Annotated in this window: 18 protein-coding genes, 3 pseudogenes and 1 riboswitch; of the genes and pseudogenes, 14 read left to right on the top strand and 7 right to left on the bottom strand. The window is 72.7% G+C overall.

Going from position 1 to position 20357, the window contains the following annotated elements:
• The 3 genes from ABZV31_RS01525 to ABZV31_RS01515 are packed head-to-tail and all read right to left on the bottom strand — an operon-like array spanning position 1 to position 3322.
• On the bottom strand, positions 1-1071 hold the full coding sequence (locus ABZV31_RS01525) for a prenyltransferase/squalene oxidase repeat-containing protein (RefSeq protein ID WP_355886573.1): 1071 nt from the start codon (positions 1069-1071) through the stop codon (positions 1-3).
• Positions 1068-1820 (bottom strand): class I SAM-dependent methyltransferase, encoded by a 753-nt coding sequence (locus tag ABZV31_RS01520; RefSeq protein ID WP_355886571.1) that lies wholly within the window; start codon positions 1818-1820, stop codon positions 1068-1070. Before ABZV31_RS01520 ends, ABZV31_RS01525 begins: the two co-directional genes overlap by 4 nt.
• The gene (locus ABZV31_RS01515) at positions 1814-3322 is read right to left on the bottom strand and encodes a glycosyltransferase family 4 protein (protein ID WP_355886568.1); all 1509 of its coding nucleotides are present in this window, start codon (positions 3320-3322) and stop codon (positions 1814-1816) included. The genes ABZV31_RS01520 and ABZV31_RS01515 overlap by 7 nt, the downstream gene beginning before the upstream one ends.
• A 208-nt stretch (positions 3323-3530) precedes the next feature.
• On the opposite strand from ABZV31_RS01515, the gene ABZV31_RS01510 reads away from it, so the two are divergent.
• On the top strand, positions 3531-4196 hold the full coding sequence (locus ABZV31_RS01510; protein WP_355886565.1) for a TetR family transcriptional regulator: 666 nt from the start codon (positions 3531-3533) through the stop codon (positions 4194-4196).
• Between the two features lie 117 nt (positions 4197-4313).
• Here ABZV31_RS01510 and ABZV31_RS01505 read toward each other — a convergent pair whose 3' ends face one another.
• A complete protein-coding gene (locus ABZV31_RS01505) occupies positions 4314-4532 on the bottom strand; it encodes a hypothetical protein (protein ID WP_355887610.1) in 219 nt (72 codons plus the stop codon).
• 135 nt (positions 4533-4667) lie between these two features.
• On the opposite strand from ABZV31_RS01505, the gene ABZV31_RS01500 reads away from it, so the two are divergent.
• The 9 genes from ABZV31_RS01500 (at position 4668) to ABZV31_RS01460 (ending at position 13340) form a co-directional block, all read left to right on the top strand.
• Positions 4668-5693 carry an MBL fold metallo-hydrolase gene (locus ABZV31_RS01500; protein WP_355887546.1) on the top strand — a complete coding sequence of 342 codons (1026 nt, stop codon included), beginning with the start codon at positions 4668-4670 and terminating at the stop codon, positions 5691-5693.
• Positions 5694-5734: 41 nt separating this feature from the next.
• Positions 5735-5863, top strand: coding sequence for a hypothetical protein (locus tag ABZV31_RS01495; protein WP_355886563.1), 129 nt, complete (start codon positions 5735-5737; stop codon positions 5861-5863).
• 69 nt (positions 5864-5932) lie between these two features.
• Positions 5933-6006: riboswitch (cobalamin riboswitch) on the top strand.
• Between the two features lie 252 nt (positions 6007-6258).
• Positions 6259-7512 carry a prenyltransferase/squalene oxidase repeat-containing protein gene (locus ABZV31_RS01490; protein WP_355886561.1) on the top strand — a complete coding sequence of 418 codons (1254 nt, stop codon included), beginning with the start codon at positions 6259-6261 and terminating at the stop codon, positions 7510-7512.
• Positions 7509-8144, top strand: a complete 636-nt coding sequence (locus ABZV31_RS01485; RefSeq protein ID WP_355886558.1) for an SCO2322 family protein — start codon at positions 7509-7511, stop codon at positions 8142-8144. Before ABZV31_RS01490 ends, ABZV31_RS01485 begins: the two co-directional genes overlap by 4 nt.
• Before the next feature lie 169 nt (positions 8145-8313).
• Positions 8314-9375 (top strand): CbiQ family ECF transporter T component, encoded by a 1062-nt coding sequence (locus tag ABZV31_RS01480; RefSeq protein ID WP_355886556.1) that lies wholly within the window; start codon positions 8314-8316, stop codon positions 9373-9375.
• Between the two features lie 59 nt (positions 9376-9434).
• A complete protein-coding gene (locus tag ABZV31_RS01475) occupies positions 9435-11123 on the top strand; it encodes an ATP-binding cassette domain-containing protein (protein WP_355886554.1) in 1689 nt (562 codons plus the stop codon).
• Positions 11120-11983 (top strand): ECF transporter S component, encoded by an 864-nt coding sequence (locus tag ABZV31_RS01470; RefSeq protein WP_355886553.1) that lies wholly within the window; start codon positions 11120-11122, stop codon positions 11981-11983. The genes ABZV31_RS01475 and ABZV31_RS01470 overlap by 4 nt, the downstream gene beginning before the upstream one ends.
• A 186-nt stretch (positions 11984-12169) precedes the next feature.
• Positions 12170-12571 carry a hypothetical protein gene (locus tag ABZV31_RS01465; RefSeq protein WP_355886550.1) on the top strand — a complete coding sequence of 134 codons (402 nt, stop codon included), beginning with the start codon at positions 12170-12172 and terminating at the stop codon, positions 12569-12571.
• Between the two features lie 85 nt (positions 12572-12656).
• Positions 12657-13340: a YoaK family protein gene (locus tag ABZV31_RS01460; protein ID WP_355886547.1), complete on the top strand. Its 684-nt coding sequence runs from the start codon at positions 12657-12659 to the stop codon at positions 13338-13340.
• Between the two features lie 5 nt (positions 13341-13345).
• Here the strand turns inward: ABZV31_RS01460 and ABZV31_RS01455 are convergent, their stop codons facing one another.
• Positions 13346-13771 carry an ATP-binding protein gene (locus ABZV31_RS01455; RefSeq protein WP_355886544.1) on the bottom strand — a complete coding sequence of 142 codons (426 nt, stop codon included), beginning with the start codon at positions 13769-13771 and terminating at the stop codon, positions 13346-13348.
• 91 nt (positions 13772-13862) lie between these two features.
• On the opposite strand from ABZV31_RS01455, the pseudogene ABZV31_RS01450 reads away from it, so the two are divergent.
• The 3 pseudogenes from ABZV31_RS01450 to ABZV31_RS01440 form a co-directional block, all read left to right on the top strand.
• A pseudogene (locus ABZV31_RS01450) lies at positions 13863-14712 on the top strand (helix-turn-helix transcriptional regulator).
• Positions 14672-14816 (top strand): annotated as a pseudogene (locus ABZV31_RS01445) (DUF397 domain-containing protein); the annotation flags it as partial. The pseudogenes ABZV31_RS01450 and ABZV31_RS01445, both read left to right, overlap by 41 nt.
• 3 nt (positions 14817-14819) lie before the next feature.
• Positions 14820-15239 (top strand): annotated as a pseudogene (locus ABZV31_RS01440) (cytochrome P450); the annotation flags it as partial.
• Here ABZV31_RS01440 and ABZV31_RS01435 read toward each other — a convergent pair.
• Both ABZV31_RS01435 and ABZV31_RS01430 read right to left on the bottom strand, forming a co-directional pair.
• Positions 15226-15591, bottom strand: coding sequence for a helix-turn-helix domain-containing protein (locus tag ABZV31_RS01435; RefSeq protein WP_355886541.1), 366 nt, complete (start codon positions 15589-15591; stop codon positions 15226-15228). The pseudogene ABZV31_RS01440 and the gene ABZV31_RS01435 sit on opposite strands and share 14 nt — an antisense overlap.
• Positions 15592-15993: 402 nt before the next feature.
• Positions 15994-18006, bottom strand: a complete 2013-nt coding sequence (locus ABZV31_RS01430) for a bifunctional glycosyltransferase 87/phosphatase PAP2 family protein (RefSeq protein WP_355886538.1) — start codon at positions 18004-18006, stop codon at positions 15994-15996.
• A gap of 414 nt (positions 18007-18420) precedes the next feature.
• Here ABZV31_RS01430 and proP point away from each other — a divergent pair, with 414 nt between their 5' ends.
• Complete coding sequence (gene proP, locus ABZV31_RS01425) at positions 18421-19806, top strand: glycine betaine/L-proline transporter ProP (RefSeq protein ID WP_355886535.1); 1386 nt, start codon at positions 18421-18423, stop codon at positions 19804-19806.
• The last annotated feature ends 551 nt before the right edge of the window (positions 19807-20357 follow it).

Genomic DNA, 20357 nt, shown 5'->3' with positions numbered 1-20357 from the left:
TCAGGCGCAGCAGTCCGGCTCCAGTCCCCTGGGCAGGCGGTCGCCGGCGAAGACCGTGCAGGTGGCCTCGTGGCCGCCGAGGGCGGCGACGGCGAGGAGGAGGGACCCGGCGGTCCAGGTGGTCAGTTCGCGCGGCCAGATGGCCTCGTCCTCGAAGACGTAGCCCGTCCAGTACAGGCCGCTCTCCGGATCGCGCAGGTGCTGGATGGACTGCAGGATGTCCAGGGCTCGGTCGGACTCGCCCACCGCCCACAGGGCCAGGGCCAGTTCGGCCGACTCGCCGCCCGTCACCCAGGGGTTGGGTACGACGCAGCGCACCCCGAGGCCGGGGACGACGAAGCGGTCCCAGTCGGCCTCGATGCGCTCCTTCGCCTCCGCGCCCGTCAGCGCCCCGCCCAGCACCGGGTAGTACCAGTCCATCGAGTAGCGGTCCTTGTCCAGGAACCGCTCCGGGTGCCTGCGGATCGCATGCCGCAGCGCGCCCACCGCCAACTCCCAGTCCGGCTGCGGCTCTTCCCGCTGCTCGGCGATCGCCAGCGCACAGCACAGTGCGTGGTGGATCGAGGAACACCCCGTCAGCAGCGCGTCCGCCGTGTCCGTGCCGTCGTCCTCCCGCTTCCAGCCGATCTGCCCGCCCGGCTGCTGCAGCCGCAGCACGAACTCGATCGCCGCGTACACCACCGGCCACATGCGGTCCAGGAACGTGTCGTCGCCCGTCGAGAGGTAGTGGTGCCAGACCCCTACGGCTATGTAGGCGACGAAGTTCGTCTCCCGGCCCCGGTCGGTGGCGTCGTCGTGGGCCCCGTCCGCGTACGCCGAGTACCAGGAGCCGTCCTCCTGCTGATGCCGCGCCAGCCACGCGTACGCCCGCTCCGCCGCTTCGTGTTCGCCGGCCGCGTCCAGCGCCATCGCCGCCTCGACGTGGTCCCACGGGTCGAGGTGGTGCCCGCGGAACCACGGGATCGCGCCGTCCTCCCGCTGCACGCCGAGGATGCCGCGCACGGTCGCGGCAGCCTGCTCGGCGGTGAGGACCCCGGGCAGGACGAGGTGTTCTGTCCGGGGAGTCGTCACTTGGCGGCCGCCTCGGAAGCCTCGGGAAGACGAGGCAGGTGTGGCTTGGTCGCGTACGCCACGAAGCTCTTGCCGATCAGCGGGTTCAGCGCCTGCTCGGCCACCCGCGTGGCCAGCGGCTTCTTCATGATGTCCCAGACCAGCAGCTTGTGGTACGCCCGCACCGGCAGCGCCTTGTCGTTGTCGACGCCGAACGCGCACTTCAGCCACCAGTACGGCGAGTGCAGCGCGTGCGCGTGGTGCGTGCCGTACGGCTTCAGTCCCGCCTCCCGGATCTTCGCGAGCAGCTCGTCCGCCTTGTAGATGCGGATGTGGCCGCCCTCGACCTCGTGGTAGGCGTCGGACAGGGCCCAGCAGACCTTCTCCGGGCCGTAGCGCGGCACGGTGATGGCGATCCGTCCGCCCGGCTTCAACACCCGCACCATCTCGGCGAGTACGCCCTTGTCGTCGGGGATGTGCTCCATGACCTCGGAGATGATGACGACGTCGAAGGACTCGTCGGGGAACGGCAGCGCCAGCGCGTCGCCCTCCATCGCCGTGGCGGTGGCGCCCGCCGGCGCCTCGCCCGCCTCCTTCATCGCCGCGAACCACTTGGCGACCTCGCGGATCTCCTCGCCGTTCCGGTCGAGGGCCACGACCTGCGCGCCGCGCCGGTAGCACTCGAACGCGTGCCGGCCGGCACCGCAGCCGAGGTCCAGTACGCGGTCGCCCGGGGCGAGCGGGAACCGGGAGAAGTCGACGGTCAGCACGTGGCCCTGCTTTCGCGGTTGGAATCGACGTCGGTCACTGTCGCCGTGCCGACCACTGCCGGCCCGGCACTCGATGAGGCCGCGGAGCGGCCGGGAGTCGTGGCCGCGGAGCGGCTCAAGGTGTCGGCCGCGGAGCGGCTCAGGGCGTCGGCCGCGGAGCGGCCGGGGGGCGCCGCCGCGGGGCGGCGGACACCCGGGCCCGTGGAGCCGGCGATGGCCTCGCGGTACCGGGCCACCGTTCCCTCGGCGGCCCGCGCCCACGTGAAGTGACGCAGCACCCGCTCCCGCCCGGCACGACCGAGCCGTACCCGCAACTCCGGGTCGCCCAGCAGTCGGCCCAGCCCGGCGGCCAGCGCGCCGGCGTCGCCGGGCGGCACCGCCAGGCACGTCTCCCCGTCGCGCCCCGCGACCTCGGGGATTGCGCCGCCGGTCGTGGCGACCAGCGGCGTGCCGGTGGCCATCGCCTCCGCCGCCGGCAGGGAGAAGCCCTCGTACAGCGACGGCACGCACGCGACCTCGGCCGAGCGGACCAGGTCGACCAGTTCGGCGTCCGAGATGCCCTTGACGAACTCCACGGCGCCCTCGAGGCCGTACCGCTCGACCGCCTGGGCGACCGGCCCCTGGGTGGGCCGCTTGCCGACGACGACGAGGTGCGCTGCCGGGTGTTCCGTCCGTACCTTCGCCAGCGCCTCGACGAGGAAGACCAGGCCCTTCAGCGGCACGTCGGCGCTGGAGGTGGTCACGATGCGGCCCGGCACCTGCGGCACCGAGGGGTCGGGCGAGAACAGGTCGGTGTCGGCGCCGATGTGGACGACGTGGATGCGGTCCGGGCGGACGCCGAGGCGGTCGACGATCTCCTGACGGGACGTTCCGGAGACGGTGAGCACGGACGGCAGGCGGCGCGCGACGCGCTTCTGCATGCGGGTGAAGGCGTACCAGCGCCGTACGGACCACCGCCGCTGCCATCCCTCGGCGGCGTCGAGCTCCAACTGGCGGTCCACGGTGATGGGGTGGTGGATGGTGGTCACCAGCGGGGCGCCCACGTCTCCCAGCAGCCCGTATCCGAGCGTCTGGTTGTCGTGCACGACGTCGAACTCGCCGCGCCGGGCGCGCAGATGGCGGCGGGCGCGCAGCGAGAACGTCAGCGGCTCGGGGAAGCCGCCGGTCCACATGGTGGCGACCTCCAGCGCGTCGATCCAGTCGCGGTACTCGTCGCGCTGCGGGGTGCGGAACGGGTCCGGCTGGCGGTAGAGGTCGAGGCTCGGCAGCTCGGTCAGGCTCAGGCCGTCGTAGCCCTCGTCGAGCACGGGGTAGGGCTGGGCGCCGATCACCTCGACGCGGTGGCCGAGGCGGGCCAGCTCGCGCGAGAGGTGGCGCACGTAGACGCCCTGGCCGCCGCAGAACGGGTTTCCCTTGTACGTGAGGAGCGCGATGTTGAGCGGTCGCTCGCCGTCGGCGGCGGGGTCCTCCTGGGGACCCGCCTGACTGGCCTCAGCGGTCACTCTGGGCCCCCTTCTCCCTGCACTGTCACGCGAGATTACGCCGGGACGATAATCTAGAACAAGTTTCAGACTTGATCGTTCAGGAGGCTCCGAATCTACCGGCAGGTAGCGGTGCTGTGAGCAGTGGATCAGGTGATTCGCGCCACGGCGGACGTCCTGCCATGCTGTCTGACCGCCCGCCCTCACCGACTGTCACGGAACGGTGCCCATGCCTGCGGAAGCCAAGGTGGAAGCCAGTACCGCGCGGCCCTCCCCCACCAGCTCCCTTCGAGCGGGGGGACCCCCACCGCCGCCCCTCACCGAGCGGCAGGAGGCCCGGCGCCGCCGCATCCTGCACGCGAGCGCGCAGCTGGCCAGCCGGGGCGGCTTCGACGCGGTGCAGATGCGGGAGGTCGCGGAGTCCTCGCAGGTCGCGCTCGGCACGCTCTACCGGTACTTCCCGTCCAAGGTGCACCTGCTGGTCGCCACGATGCAGGACCAGCTGGAGCGCATGCACGGCACGCTGCGCAAGAAGCCACCGGTGGGCGAGACGGCGGCGGAGCGGGTGGCGGAGACGCTGATGCGGGCCTTCCGGGCGCTGCAGCGCGAGCCGCACCTGGCCGACGCGATGGTCCGCGCGCTGACGTTCGCGGACCGCAGCGTGAGCCCCGAGGTCGACCAGGTCTCCCGCCAGACCACCGCGATCATCCTGGACGCGATGAGCCTGGAGAACCCCACCCCCGACCAGCTCTCCGCCGTCCGCGTCATCGAGCACACCTGGCACTCGGCCCTGATCACCTGGCTCTCGGGCCGCGCCTCCATCGCCCAGGTCAAGATCGACATAGAGACGGTGTGCCGCCTGATCGACCTGACGGCTCCCGGGGGCGACGCCTAGGACCGCACGAGGCCGCCCGTGGGGCCCGGCCTAAAGAGTCAGCTGCCCGCTCAGCCCGGCCGCACAGAACAACAGCGTCGCAGCACCGGCCACCACCTGAGCCCCCACACTCACCCGTTAGCCCAGCCGGTACAGACCTGCCGCCGACACCAGCACCGCCCCCGCGAACACCGCCACGTACGCGAACACCGGCGTCGTCGACACATGCGGATCCGGCTCGAACATGCCGATGACCTCCTCCGTGTGCGGGGAGATCACCTCGATGACGTCCTTGCCCAGGGGGTCGGTCAACTCCCCGCCGATGAACAGCTGTCCGTGTTCCACGAGCTCGGTCATGGCCGACTGCCTCCTGCCAAGCTGACGGATTCTGGGTTTCTGACGCTGTTTCAGAACTGATATCAGTTCTAGTTATAGTGGGCAATGGCCCGTGGGGGCGGAGGACGGATGACGAACAGCCAGGACGGGGAACCCATGACGCAGGTGTCCGACCACGGCGGAGGCGTACGGTCCGTCGCGGTCCCCATTCCGGACAATCCCCTCGGCCACACACTGGTCTACGTCGTGGACACCGACCGGGGCCCGGTGCTGATCGACACCGGCTGGGACGACCCCGCTTCCTGGGACACCCTCACCGAGGGCCTGGCGGTGTGCGGCACCGCGGCCGACGAGATCCACGGAGTGGTCATCACCCATCACCACCCCGACCACCACGGTCTGTCGCAGCGGGTCCGGGAGGCGTCCGGCGCATGGATCGCGATGCACGCGGCGGACATCGCGGTCGTACGCCGGACCCGTGAGGCCCGTCCCGAGCGCTGGTTCGGCTACATGACGGCCAAGCTCACGGCGGCCGGCGCCCTCGAGGAGCACGTGGCCCCGTTGCGCAGCCCCCGCGCCCGGAGCCTCCCCGGCCTCTCCCCCGCACTGCCCGACCGCGAGATCGTCCCCGGCGAACTCCTCGGCCTCCCCGGCCGCCGCCTGCGCGCGATCTGGACGCCGGGCCACACGCCGGGCCACGTCTGCCTGCACCTGGAGGAGGAGCACCCCGCCCGACTCCCGGGCCACGGCCGTCTGTTCTCCGGCGACCACCTGCTCCCGGACATCACCCCGCACATCGGCCTGTACGAGGACCCCGACGACGCCACGGTGACCGACCCGCTCGGCGACTACCTCGACTCCCTGGAACGCGTCGGCCGCCTGGCCCCCGCGGAGGTGCTGCCCGCCCACCAGCACGCCTTCACGGACGCCCCGGCCCGGGTACGGGAGTTGCTGACCCACCACGAGCAACGCCTGACCGGCCTGCTGGCCCTCCTGGCGGAACCGCTCACCCCCTGGCAGCTGGCGGAACGCATGGAGTGGAACCGTCCCTGGTCCGACATCCCCCACGGCTCACGGAACATCGCCGTCTCGGAGGCGGAGGCCCACCTGCGCCGCCTGGTGAAACTGGGCCGGGCGGAGGCGCTACCGGGAACGGACCCGGTGACGTACGTGGCGGTGTAATCCGATCGCGCCCGGCTGAGGCCACCTGGTACCAACGCCGCGTGGATCTTCTGGAGCACCTCCTCGCCTTCGCGCACTGCCCGCCCCTGCCGGCCCGCACGACCGTCGTCTCACGGCTGGTGCGTGAGGGCGTGCTGGTCGAGGTGGACGCGGTGGCCCTCGTCGGCTGAGCGCAGGTCCCCCTCAGGGTCTTTCCTACGGGCCGGTAGAGTGGCCGCGTCGTCATCACGCCCGTACGGGGGGAAGCCGGTGCAATTCCGGCGCTGACCCGCAACCGTGAGCCGTCCGTTGAGGGCGGTGAGCCGGACTGCCCCGCACGGGAGCGTGACCGGCTCACGTGCGTCGGCAGCCCGCCGGCGTACGGCACCGTCGAGGTCTACGGAGCCGAGCCGCCCGGGGTGTGTCCCGTGCTGTCCGGCTCCCCGCAGGGAGAGCCGAAGGGGTGCGCCGGTGTCGGGACGGCGAACGCGCCAAGGCCCGAAGGGCTGAGCACGCTCGCCGCCCCGACCCCGGCTGCCGCGCCCCGGAGGCGAACCGAACAACAAGGGAGAGGCACCCGCCGATCATGAACGTTCGCCGCAGCGCCGCGGCCCTGGCCACCATCGCCGTGATCGGCTCCGCGGCGCCCGCCGTCGCCGCCGGCCCGTCCCCGTCCGCGTCGCCGTCGACGGCCGTCCCCTCCGGGCTGTACGGCAGCACCGACCCCCAGTACGACGGCGTCTGGCGCCAGTCCCTCGCGCTGCTCGCCCAGCACACGGTGGGCGTCCGGCCCGCCGCCAAGGCCGTGGACTGGCTGGCCGGGCAGCAGTGCGCGAACGGCGCCTTCGCCGCCTTCCGCGCCGACCCCGCCAAGGCCTGCGACGCCAAGGTCATGGTCGACACCAACAGCACGGCCGCCGCCGTCCAGGCCCTCGCCGCGCTCGGCGGCCACGACGCTGCGACCGGCAAGGCGGTGTCCTGGCTGAAGTCCGTGCAGAACAAGGACGGCGGCTGGGGGTACGAGCCCGGCGGGGCCAGCGACACGAACTCCACGTCCGTCGTCGTCGGCGCGCTGGCCGCCGTCGGCGAGAAGCCCGCGGAGGTTGTGAAGGACGGCAAGTCGCCCTACGACGCCCTGCTGAAGCTCGCCCTGCCGTGCTCCGGCGACGGTGCGGGCGCCTTCGCCTACCAGCCGGACAAGAAGGGCAAGCTCGCCGCCAACGCGGACGCGACGGCGGCGGGTGTGGTCGGCGCGCTCGGCCGGGGCATGGTGGTGAAGGCCGCGGGCAAGGCCGGCGGCGCCCGCTGCACCGACTCCGGGAAGCCGACCCCGGCGCAGGCCGCGGCCAACGGGGCGTCGTACCTGGCGCACGCGGTCGCCAAGGACGGCTACCTGACGTCCGTGCTCCCCGGCGCCGCCGACCAGCCCGACTACGGCAACACCGCCGACGCGGTCGTCGCGCTCGCCGCCCAGGGCGGTGCCGGGCAGGCGCGCAAGCCCCTGCAGTGGCTAAAGAAGCACTCCGAGGCCTGGGCCAAGCAGAGCGGTCCCGCCGCCTACGCCCAGCTGATCTTCGCGGCCCACGCGACGGGCACCGACCCGCGCGACTTCGGGGGCGTGGACCTGGTCACGCAGCTCAACGCCACCGGCCCGGCGCCGCAGGCGGCCGAGCAGTCCGCCAAGGACGCCAAGGACGCCAAGGACGCCAAGGACGCCAAGGACAGCGACAAGCACAACAACTCCGGGTTCGGCGTCTGGTGGTTCGTCGGCATCTGCCTCGTCGCCGGTATGGGCGTCGGGTTCCTGCTCAGCGGCCGCACCAAGAGGCAGCAGCCGTGATACGCCGCCGGGCACTCGCGTTGCTGTTCCTGGCCGCGGTCGTCCTGTCGGCGGGCGTGGGCCAGGCGCAGGCCGTCGGCTACCGGTACTGGTCCTTCTGGGAACGCAACGGCGACCACTGGACGTACGCCACACAGGGTCCGTCGACGGCCCGGCCCTCCGACGGTGACGTCCAGGGCTTCCGGTTCGCGGTGAGCGAGGACTCCCAGGACGCGACGAAGCCGCGCGGCACGGCCGACTTCGCGACCATCTGCGCGAAGACGCCGGCCCGGCCCGGCACGAAGCGGGTGGCGCTGGTCGTCGACTTCGGCACCCGGGCGGATGCCCCGTCCGGCGAAACCCCGCCGACGCCGCGCACGGCCTGCGCGCGGGTGTCCGCCGACGCGACGACGGCGGAGGCCCTGGCGGCGGTCGCCAAGCCCCTGAGGTACGACACGAACGCCCTGCTGTGCGCGATCGCCGGGTATCCGGAGAGGGGATGCGGGGAGCAGGTGACGGCGGAGAAGAAGCCGACGGCGGGCACGAGCAAGCCGCACCACGGCCCTTCGGTCGGGCTCGTCGCAGGTGCGGCCGCGGTGGCCGTCCTGGCCGCGGCAGCGGTGTGGCAGGCACGCCGGCGCAGGCATGCGTAAGGCACCCGGTGTCGGAGCCGGCGCGGGGCGGGCCGGCTCGCCCGCGCCGCCCGGGTGCCTCCCCCGAGCTCTTCGAGCAGGGGGTACCCCGAGCGCCCACCCGTGCCGCCCCCAGGGGTACCTCCCGGGCCGCCAAGGCACTGGGGGAGGCACGACTGCCCGCAGCTGCGTGGGAGTCCACGCCGGAGCCTGGTGGCTCTGGTCCCTCGCACTCGGTACCGCCGCCACCCGTACCACCAACCCCCTCCTCCTCGCCCTCCTCCTCACGGTGTCCGCCTACGTCGTGGTGACCTGCCGCCCCCACACCCCCACCGCCCGCTCCTACGCCGCCTTCGTCAAGCTCGCCCTCGCCGTCCTGCTCATCCGCCTCGCCTTCGCCACCCTCCTCGGCTCCCCCATCCCCGGCACGCACGTGATCGTCACCCTCCCCGAAGTCCCGCTCCCGCACTGGGCGCAGGGCATCCGCCTCGGCGGCAGGGTCACCGCCGAGGCACTCGTCTTCGCCCTCTACGACGGCCTGAAACTGGCCACTCTGCTCATCTGCGTCGGCTCCGCGAACGCCCTCGCCGCCCCCGCCCGCCTCCTGAAGTCCCTCCCCGGCGCCCTGTACGAGACCGGCGTCGCCATGGTCGTCGCCCTCACCTTCGCCCCGCACCTCGTCGCCGACGTGCAACGCCTGCGCGCCGCCCGCCGCCTGCGCGGCCGCCCCGACCGGGGCATACGCGGCCTGCTGCACGTCGGACTGCCGGTCCTGGAGGGTGCGCTGGAGCGCTCGGTCGCCCTGGCCGCCGCGATGGACGCCCGCGGCTACGGCCGTACCGCCGAGGTCCCGCCCGCCGTCCGCCGCACCACCGCCGTTCTCACCCTCGGCGGCCTGCTAGGCATCTGCGCCGGAACGTACGGACTGCTCACCGCCGAGGGCGGCACCTACGGCCTCCCGGTGCTGCTCGCGGGAGTCGCCGCCGCCCTCGCCGGACTCGTGCTGGGCGGCCGCCGCTCCCCGCGCACCCGCTATCGCCCCGACACCTGGAACCTCCGCTCCTGCCTGGTCGCCGGATCCGGCACGGCGGTCGCGGCCCTGCTGACCCTCGCCGCCGCCCGGGATCCCGAGGCCCTGCACCCCGGCGTCGTTCCCCTCGTCGCCCCCTCCCTGCCCCTGTGGCCCGCGGCGGCGGTACTGCTCGGCCTGCTCCCGGCCTTCGTCGCCCCCGCCCCCAAGGAGCCGTCATGAGCGGCGGTACTCCTCGGCCTGCTCCCGGCCTTCGTCGCCCCCGCCCCCAAGGAGCCGTCATGATCCGCTTCGAGGACGTCTCGGTGACGTACGACGGCGTCGCCGAACCCACCGTCCGGGGCGTCGACTTCGAGGTCCCCGAAGGCGAACTCGTCCTGCTCGTCGGCCCGTCCGGCGTCGGCAAGTCCACCGTCCTCGGCGCGGTGAGCGGACTCGTCCCGCACTTCACCGGCGGCACCCTGCGCGGCCGCGTCACGGTGGCCGGCCGGGACACCCGCACCCACAAGCCGCGTGAGCTCGCCGACGTCGTCGGCACCGTCGGCCAGGATCCGCTGTCCCACTTCGTGACGGACACCGTCGAGGACGAACTCGCTTACGGGATGGAGTCGTTGGGGCTGCCCCCGGACGTGATGCGGCGGCGCGTCGAGGAGACCCTCGATCTGCTCGGCCTGGCCGACCTGCGCGCCCGCCCCATCGCCACCCTCTCCGGCGGCCAGCAGCAGCGGGTCGCGATCGGGTCGGTCCTCACCCCGCACCCGAAGGTCCTGGTCCTCGACGAGCCGACCTCCGCCCTCGACCCGGCCGCCGCCGAGGAGGTCCTCGCCGTCCTCCAGCGGCTCGTGCACGACCTCGGCACTACGGTCCTCATGGCCGAACACCGCCTGGAACGCGTCGTCCAGTACGCCGACCAGGTCGTCCTCCTGCCCTCCCCGGGCGCCGCCCCGGTCCTCGGCACCCCGGCGGAGGTCATGGCCGTCTCGCCGGTGTGCCCGCCGGTGGTGGACCTGGGGCGGCTGGCGGGCTGGTCCCCGCTGCCGCTCACCGTCCGGGACGCCCGTCGGCGGGCCGCGGACCTCCGTGACCGGCTGACCGGACGGGAGCCCACGCCCACCGCACCGGCGCCCACCACGACACCCCCCGCGCCCCACGCGGTGGCGACCACACCCCGCCGGCGTCTCCGCAGGCGCCCCACGCCCGAGGCCACGGCGACGACCCCGCCCGTCGCCGAAGTGCACTCCCTCGCCGTCCGCCGCGGCCGCGTCGACGCCCTCCGGCACGTCGACCTGACCATCGCCCCGGGCGAGACCGTCGCCCTCATGGGACGCAACGGCGCCGGAAAGTCCACCCTCCTCGGCGCGCTCGTCGGGCTGGTCGAACCCTCCGCCGGACGGGTCCGGGTCGGCGGGGCGGTCCCCCACCGCACACCGCCCCGCGACCTGGTGCGCCGCGTCGGCCTCGTCCCGCAGGAGCCGCGCGACCTGCTGTACGCCGACACGGTCGCCGCCGAGTGCCTGGCCGCCGACCGCGATGCCCAGGCCGCGCCCGGCACCTGCCGCGCCCTGGTCTTGGAGCTGCTGCCCGGCATCACCGACGGCGCCCATCCCCGCGACCTGTCGGAGGGCCAGCGGCTCACGCTGGCGCTCGCCGTCGTCCTCACCGCCCGCCCGCCGCTCCTCCTGCTGGACGAGCCGACCCGGGGCCTGGACTACGCGGCGAAGACCCGTCTCGTCACCGTCCTGCGCGCCCTGGCCGCCGAGGGCCACGCCATCGTGCTCGCCACGCACGACGTGGAGCTGGCCGCCGAACTCGCCCACCGGGTGGTCCTTCTGGCCGACGGTGAGGTGATCGCCGACGGGCCGACGGCCGACGTGGTCGTCTCCTCCCCGTCGTTCGCCCCGCAGGTCACCAAGATCCTCGCCCCGCAGCAGTGGCTGACCGTGGCCCAGGTGCGCGAGGCCCTGGCATGACCGGCCTCCAGCGGGCGCCCCGCACGCAACGGACGGCCCGCGCCCGGCGGCAGGCGCGCCCCGTCCGCCTCGGCCCCCGCTCCCTCGCCGCCCTCGCCCTGGTCAGCCTCGTCGGTGTGGTCGCCTTCACCTGGCCCTTCCTGGCTCCGCCCACCTCACAGCTCACCGCCCACGCGCAGGACGCCCCCTGGCTCTTCGCGGGCCTGCTCGTCCTGCTCGTCGCCGTCGTCGCCGCCACGATCTCCGAGTCCGGGCTCGGTCCGAAGGCCGTCGCCATGCTCGGCGTGCTGGCCGCGACGGGTGCCGCCCTGCGCCCGATCGGGGCGGGCACCGCCGGCATCGAGCCGATGTTCTTCCTGATGGTGCTGAGCGGCCGCGTCCTGGGGCCGGGCTTCGGGTTCGTGCTCGGCTCGGTCACCATGTTCGCCTCGGCCCTGCTCACGGGCGGGGTGGGCCCCTGGATGCCGTTCCAGATGCTGGCCATGGGGTGGTTCACCATGGGCGCGGGCCTGCTGCCGGGCCCCGACCGCCTGTGCGGCCGCGTGGAACTCCTGCTGCTGGCCCTCTACGGCTTCCTCGCCGCCTTCGCCTACGGCACTGTCATGAACCTCGCGGGCTGGCCCTTCATGGGGACCCTCGCCTCCTCCATCGCCTTCGACCCGCATGCCGCGGTCCCCGCCAACCTGGCCCGCTTCGTCGCGTACTGCCTGGCCACCTCGCTCGGGTGGGACCTCGGCCGGGCCGCCGTCACCGTCGCGCTGACCCTCCTCCTCGGGCCGGCGCTCCTCAGGGCGCTGCGCCGGGCCACCCGCCGGGCCGCCTTCGAGACCCCGGTCACATTCGACGCTCCCGCTCCGTGATCCCTCGTGCGTCGATGGTGACGAACCCGGTGAACCGGCGCACATGACCTGGATCACCTACGACCCGCGGTCGCAGGCGCCGACGCATGGCATGTACGCGTCTTTACCGGCGCCGACCTGGGCATTGAGAGCCGCTCACACATGCGACCTTCCCCCGGATGCGACCACAACTAGTAAAAGGGGTGTTTGCGGACGGATTTCCCGCCTGCTTGTCTGGACGCCGTCGCCAGGCGCCGACGAGCCCCCACGGGCCACGGAGCCGACGCACGCCTCCTCCGCGCCCCGCGTGGTTCCGGCCTGCTCGCGACCCGCCTGCTCGCCCACGCCGAAGTCCGACTCGCCCGCAACGACACGACCGCGGCCCGGTCCGCCGACCGGGCCGCCGCCCTGTTCGGCGCGGCCCGTATGCCGCTCTACGAGGCCTCCGCCCGCATCACGGCCGGCACCGCGCTCGCCGCGAACGGCCGTGTCGGCGAAGCTCTTCGCCAACTCGACCAGGCGGCAGAACATTCAGCCGCCTGCGGCGCCACCGCCCTGCTCGGTCTGGCCGACAGCGAGCGCAACCGGATCACTCCGCAGGGCCGTTGACCGGCCTCGTGGTAGCGGGCCGGGCGTCTTCCGCACGCGGCGAGTCCCCGCAGGATCCGCCAACCGGTCTGCTTTTCTGGTGCCCATGGCAGCGGACACGAAGGCGGACGACCCCGAGGCGCGGGGACTGCGCCTGGTGGCGGTGCTGTTGGGGCTGACCGTCGTCAGCGGACTGATCGACGCGGTGAGCTATCTCGGCCTCGGACACGTCTTCACGGCCAACATGACCGGCAACGTGGTGGTGCTGGGCTTCGCCGCCGCCGGGGCGCCGGGCTTCTCCGTACCCCACACGGCGACCTCGCTGGTGTCGTTCCTGATCGGCGCGATGGCCGGCGGCCGAGTCTCGGCGCGGTACGGCAGCGGCACGCGCCGCACCTGGGCCCGGGTGACGCTCGCCGCCGAGGCGGTGCTGGTCGGGGCGTCGGCAGCGGTCGCCTTCGTCGTGCCGGACGCCACCGGCACGACGTACACCCTGATCGCCCTCACGGCCTTCGCGATGGGCCTGCGCAACGCCACGGTCCGCAAGCTGGGCGTGCCCGACCTGACGACGACCGTCCTGACGATGACGCTGACCGGCCTCGCCTCCGACTCCCGTGCCGGCGGCGGCTCGAGCCGACGCTCCCCGCGCCGCACGGCCTCCGTGATCGCGATGTTGGCGGGCGCTCTGCTGGGCGCGTGGCTGGTGATCCACCGCGACCTGGGCACTCCCCTGCTGATCGCGGCGGTGGCGGCGGGCGTGCTGGCGGCGGTGACGTCCGGACGGGAGTGACCTCGTCAGACGCCCGCCGCGACGCACTCGAACCACACGGTCTTCCCGCCGCCGGGCCGGGGATCCACCCCCCACGTGTCCACCATCGCGTCCAGCAGGACGAGCCCGCGGCCACTCTCCGCATCCGCCGACAGGCCGGCCGACACGGCGGGCAGTCGCGGTGACCCGTCCGCGACCTCCACGCGCACGCCCGCCGTCTGCCGCAGCACCAGCAGTGTGCAGCGCCGGTCCGGGACATGGCGTACGACGTTGGCGACCAGTTCGGTCACGGCCAGCTCCACCGCGTCCGTAAGCTCAGCCAGCTCCCGCTCGTGCAGACACGAGCGGACGATACGGCGGATGTGCCGCGCCGAGTACTCGCCGACGGTGAGACGCATGCGGTACTGGGCGGTGCGGAGGCCCAGGAGGAAGGGGGGAATGTAGTCGTTCACACCACGAGGCCGGCCTGGCATGACTACGCTCGGCTACGGATCGGATACAACACGTCCCGCAGTGGACAGGGTTGCACGAGAGGGGCCGTGCGTGACCCACATCAACACCCTCGACCCGGGCGCCTCACCGCTCGTCTACTACGGCTTCGAACTGCGCCGGCACCGGGAAACGGCCGGCCTGACGCAGCGGCAGCTCGGGGACATCATCAATTACACCGGTTCGCTCGTCGGTCAGATCGAGACGGCCAGGTAGCTGCCGACGCAGGAGTTCAGCGAGCGGGCGGATGCGGCGCTGGGGACGGGCGGGTTACTGTCGCGGCTCGTCGAGCTGGTGATGCGGAGTCAACTTCCGACGTGGTTCAGGCAGGTGGCCGAGTTGCAGGCGCGGGCCGCCGAGATCTACTCCTTCGAGACCTACATGGTGCCGGGCCTCCTCCAGACCAGGGCCTACGCGCGAGCCGTACTCGGAGCACTCGACCAAGCCGATCTCGACGACCGCACCGCCGTACGACTGGCCCGGCAGCGCATCTTCGAGAAGGAGGAACCGCCGGTCTTCTGGGCCGTCCTCAGTGAAAGCCGCGTTGTGTCAGGGGATTGGCCACCGGGAGGTCATGCGGGAGCAACTCGCCCACCTGTTGTGCTTCGCGGACAACCCCAGGGTCAAAGTCCAGATCCTGCCGTTCTCGGCCGGAGCACACGCGGGTCTGCAAGGCTCATTCGACGTCTACCGCCTCGCGAGCGACCCGACCATCGTCTACACCGAGGGCTACGGCAGCGGGCACCCGACCGCGAATCCGGACACCGTCAAAGACTGCTCGCTCCGTTACGATCATCTTCAAGCCGCCGCTCTCTCCCTCAAGCCTTCGGCGACGCTGATCCGGCGCGCGATGGAGGAACGCTATGGAGAGCAACGAGACTCTGACGGAGATCCAGTGGCGTAAGTCCAGCTACAGCGGCGACCAGGGCGGCAACTGCGTCGAGTGCGCGCCGCTGGGCGTGGCGTAAGTCCAGCTACAGCAGCGACCAGGGCGGCGAGTGCGTAGAAACACCCGACCAGTGGGACCTGTACAAGCGGGAGCGGCCCTCGACCGCCGCCGAGGAGATCGTGCGGTGGGCGACCCCGGTGGTCTCCTTCCAGCGCACGGCGGCCCAGGACACCGAACTCGGCGGCCGGCAGATCAAGAAGGGCGACCGGGTGGGCCTCTTCTACGCCTCCGCCAACCACGACCCGGAGGTCTTCGGCAACCCGGACGCCTTCGACATCACCCGCGACCCCAACCCCCACCTCGGCTTCGGCGGCGGCGGCCCGCACTACTGCCTCGGCAAGTCCCTGGCCGTGCTGGAGATCGACCTCATCTTCAACGCGGTCGCGGACGCGATGCCGGACCTGAAGCCCGCCTGCGATCCGCGGCGCCTGCGCTCGGCGTGGATCAACGGGGTGAAGGAACTCCCGGTCACCACCACCTGAGGTGCTCGGGCCGGCGGTTCCCGGCGCCGTCGGCCCGTCCCGGGGGAGGCAGGAGCACTTCCACCCCTACGCCCCGCCCCTGCCTCTCCGGGCGGTGACGGTGTGCGGCGGGGGCCGGGCGACGGCCGGGCCCGGCACACCGGCCGCGCGTGACGAGACGATCCGCTTCGGACGTGCGCTGGTAGTAAACCCTGCTGCCCTCCCGCATCCGGTTCAGCAGCCCCACCCGGTGCAGGCGGAGCAGGTGGTACGACACCGTCGAGGCGCTCATGTGCTGCCGTTCGGCAAGTTCCGTGGTGGTCCGCGGACTGCCCAGGTCCGTCAGCAGCACCAGCCGGGCCTGCCCGATCACCTCCCCCAGCGGATCCACGAGCGAGGGCCGGCCCCGCCATGGCGTAGAGCACATACCGGTCGACGTACCAGGGCTTCACCAGGGACACCGTCATCAGCGGCCCGGTCGGGGCCACCAGCAGCGGCAGGGCCAGCGACACCAGGGTCGTCCGGCCGGTGTTCCGGCCGCCCGTGGGCGCGCGCAGGAGGAAACGGCCCAGCAGCGCACCTGCGGCCGCGACCGCCGCGAACTGCAGCCACATCGCGAGGCTCGGACGTCCGAGCCAGCCCAGCTGCTGGTCGGCCTGTCCCGCGCTCACCACCACCAGGGGCAGCAGGCTCACCAGCACCCCGGCCGACGCGACGCCCCAGCGCCACCACACCCGGCGCGGCACGAAAAACGCAGGCTTGTGGCCGACGCCCGTCAGCGGACGGCGAGTTCGGCTCTCGGTTCTCGCTCCAGGTCGGGCACGGCGGCCGCGCGCGGCCCCGACAGAAGGTAGGTCAGCGCGAAGCCCGCGCAGACCACGGCCGCACCGCCGACCGCGTCGAGCACCCAGTGGTTGGCGGTCGCCACGATCGCGGAGACCGTGAACAGCGGGTGCAGCAGCCCCAGGGCCTTCATCCACCACTTCGGCGCCACGACGGCGATCACGATGCCGCACCACAGGGACCAGCCGAAGTGGAGGGACGGCATCGCGGCGTACTGGTTGGTGACCGCGGTCATGGCGCCGTAGTCCGGCTTCGCGAAGTCCTGGACGCCGTGCACGGTGTCGATGAAGCCGAAGCCCGGCATGAGCCGGGGCGGGGCCAGCGGGTAGAGCCAGAAGCCGAGCAGGCCGAGGAGGGTGGCGAAGCCCAGCGCGGTGCGCGCCCACCGGTAGTCCACCGGCCGCCGGACGTAGAGGACGGCGAGGATGGTCAGCGGCACCACGAAGTGGAAGCTCTCGTAGTAGAAACTCAGGAAGTGGTTCAGCCACGGCAGCCCGACCACCGTGTGGTTGGCCCAGTGCTCGATGTCGATGGACAGGGCGCTCTCGACGGAGTGGATCTGGTGGCCGTGCGCCTCGGCGGTGGCCCGGTCGCCCTGGACGGTCAGCCGCACCGAGGAGTAGGCGGCGTAGGTGACACGGATCAGCAGCAGTTCCAGGAGCAGGTTCGGGCGGGTGAGGACCCGGCGCAGGAACGGTACGAGGGGCCGGAAGCGGGCCGGGACCGGGGCCGCGTACTCCGTCGGGACGGGTGCGCCGTAGTACTCGGAGGTGCGGGACAGGAACGGCACCGCCGTCGCGGCGGCGACGGCGGCCAGCAGGACGACGTTGTCGCGCAGCGGGTTCATGGCCGGATTGTTCGGCAGCATCATCTTGCCCGGGAGCGTCATCACCACGACCACGGCCACCGGCCACACGTACCGGTCGGAGGCCCGTCTGCCGACCCGGCCGACGACCGCGAGCAGTACCCACAGCAACTGGTGCTGCCAGGTGGTGGGCGACACGGCGATCGCGGCGCAGCCGGTGATCGCGACGGCCAGCAGCAGCTGCCCGTCCCGGGCGTGGCGCACGGCCCGGCGCAGGCCGAGGGCGGCGACGGCCGCGCCGAGCGTCAGGAACAGGGCTATCTCCGCGGGGCCGGTCAGCCCCAGCCGCAGCAGGGCGCCGTGCAGGGACTGGTTGCCGAGCGCGTCGGCCCGGCCGCCGAGACCGACGCCCGCCATGTGGTGGACCCAGTAGGTGTACGAGTCGTGCGGCATCGCGGCCCAGGCGAGCGCGGTGCACGCGGCGAACGTCACGCCGGTGGACAGTGCGGCCCGGCGGCGGTCGGTGAACCACAGCAGCGGCACGAACAGCAGCACGGTGGGCTGCAGGGCGGCCGCGAGGCCTATCAGGGCGCCACCGGCGCGCTGCCCGCGCACGACGAAGCAGCCGAGCAGCACGAGCAGGACCGGGATGATGCTGGTCTGGCCGAGCCAGAGCGTGTTGCGCACCGGCAGCGACAGCATGAGCAGGCTGATCGCGACGGGCGCGGCCAGCAGCGAGGTGCGACGGCTGACGGGCTGTGGCAGGGCGCGCGCGGCGATCAGGCCTAGGGCGACCACCAGCAGCAGCGTGCCGAAGGTCCAGCCCCAGCCGAGGGCCTGTTCGGCGGCATTGGTCAGCGGCTTGAGGACGAGGCCGGCGAAGGGGGTGCCGGTGAACTGTGTCGAGTCGTACAGCGACCCCTTGACGTGCAGGACGCCGTTCGGTCCGACCCAGGTCTCCAGGTCCGTCAGCCGCTCCCCGCGCGGGGTGGCGAGGACCACGGCCACCTGTCGTACGGCGAGGACCCCGGCGATCAGCCAGAGGCCCAGCCTGGCCGCGCCCAGGCGGTCCCTGGTCGCGTCGCCGGCCGCTGCTCCGAATGCCCCCGCCGGTCGCCCGCTGTGCTCCGCATTCGCCACGCCCCGTCGGCCTCCCGCCCCGTGTTCCCCGCGCGTCCCGTGCGCCGGGATCCCTTTGCGAACCCTATGAGGCTCGCACCGCCCCCGGAGAGAGACGCAGGCAACCCCCGCTTCACCTGTCGTCCGCTCGCCTTTTGTCCGGGTGACGATAGTGCGGGGGCGGTGCGGTTGCGCCTTCGGGGCGCGAGAAGGATCACAGCGCGATCCCGGCGAAAGCGCTCGGGGGCGGGCATACCTACCTGCATATCGGGCATTTAGGTGCAGCAGGCAACGACCTGTGTACCGTACGTAAAGGGAGCAAGCCGCCGTATGGTCGTTTCTCGGCCCGCCGTGAGCGGGTCGTTCAAGGCCCGCCGTCACCGCCGCCGCGTGGGCCGCGTCCCTGTCCCCGTCGAAAGGTAGGCGAGCGAACTCTTGTCGGCCGCCACAGTCGCCGCTCCCCGGCCCACGTCCGTTCCCAAGACCCCTGCCGCCACCGCCACCGACCCCGCACTCGTCAGGCGCGCCGTGAAGGCCGCCGCGCTGGGCAACGCGATGGAATGGTTCGACTTCGGTGTCTACAGCTACATCGCGGTGACCCTGGGCAAGGTCTTCTTCCCCTCCGGCAACCCGACCGCGCAGTTGCTGTCCACGTTCGGCGCCTTTGCCGCAGCCTTCCTGGTCCGCCCGCTCGGCGGCATGGTCTTCGGCCCGCTCGGCGACCGCATCGGACGCCAGAAGGTCCTCGCCGTCACGATGATCATGATGGCTGTGGGCACCTTCGCGATCGGCCTGATCCCGTCGTACGCGACGATCGGCGTAGGGGCCCCGCTGCTCCTGCTGCTGGCCCGTCTGGTGCAGGGCTTCTCCACCGGCGGCGAGTACGCGGGCGCGACCACCTTCATCGCCGAGTACGCCCCGGACAAGCGGCGCGGCTTCCTCGGCAGCTGGCTGGAGTTCGGCACGCTGGCGGGTTACATCGGCGGCGCGGGCCTGGTGACCCTGATGACGGCCCTGCTGTCCTCGGACGACCTGACGTCCTGGGGCTGGCGGATCCCGTTCCTGATCGCCGGCCCCATGGGCATCATCGGCCTCTACCTGCGGCTGCGCCTGGAGGAGACCCCGGCCTTCGCGGCGGAGCTCGAGAAGGCCGAGGCGAACCGTCCGAAGGTGCCGCTGCGGGAGATGATCGCGGGCCAGTGGAAGGCGCTGCTGCTGTGCATGGGCCTGGTTCTGATCTTCAACGTCGCGGACTACATGCTGCTGTCGTACATGCCGAGCTACCTGACCAGTGAGCTCAAGTACGACGAGACGCACGGCCTGCTCGTCGTGCTCGGCGTGATGGCCCTGATGATGATCGTGCAGCCCTTCGTCGGCGCGCTGACCGACCGCGTCGGCCGCCGCCCGGTGATCGCGGCCGGCTGCGCGGGCTTCCTGTTCCTGTCGGTCCCGGCCCTGCTCCTGATCCGCCAGGGCAGCCTGGTCGCGGTCGCCCTCGGCATGGGCGCGCTGGGCCTCCTCCTGGTCTGCTTCACGGCAGCCATGCCGGCGGCGCTGCCGGCCCTGTTCCCGACCCGGGTGCGCTACGGCTCCCTGTCGATCGGCTTCAACGTCTCGGTCTCCCTCTTCGGCGGCACGACGCCGCTGGCGGTGACGGCCCTGATCGGCGCGACCGGAAACGTGATGATGCCCGCGTACTACATGATGGCCGCGTCGGTGATCGGCGGTGCGGCGGTGTGGTTCATGGCCGAGTCGGCGGGCCGCCCGCTGCCCGGTTCGGCACCGGCGGTGGAGCTCCGCGAAGACGCCGTCCGGCGTTGACGAGGTGGCGGCCGCCGCGGTGACCGGGTGCACCGCCCGCAGCTACGCGCGGACCCGCACCGCCTGGAACCACGCCCTCCGTCCCACCGTCCGATCCTCTGCCGGTAGCATGACGGAGGGCGTTGGTACAGGGTCGGCCACTTGCGACAGCAACCCGCTCGCCGGTCTCGCCAAGGACACGCCTTTCCTCACCGCGTCGACTCCTCACCGCGTCGACTCCTCACCACGTCGACTCCTCACCACGTCGACTCCTCACCGCGTCGACTCCTCACCGCGTCGACCAGGAGTTCCCCCAGCCGTCCCGCATCTCCGGCCCCACCCTGCGCCGGGCGGCGGCCGACCCGGCGTACCAGCAGGTGCCACGAGGACCGGCTGCGCGAGGTGGCCGGAATCCCGGCGTGGCTGCTGACGACCGGCGGCGGCCCGGCGCTCGCCGTCGCGGTCCTGACCGCGCTTGCGGTACGACGCTCCCGAGCCCGACGCCCGGTCGTGCCCCCGCCGCCGGTCCACGCCCCTCCCCCGATCGGCTGAAGGTCGCTGACACGGCCCGT

Origin of the sequence: Streptomyces sp. NPDC005202, from assembly GCF_040608235.1 — a bacterium.
Taxonomy (GTDB): Bacteria; Actinomycetota; Actinomycetes; order Streptomycetales; family Streptomycetaceae; genus Streptomyces.
The sequence above is the reverse complement of the archived record's forward strand: the minus strand, read 5'-3'. Positions and strand labels throughout refer to the sequence as shown.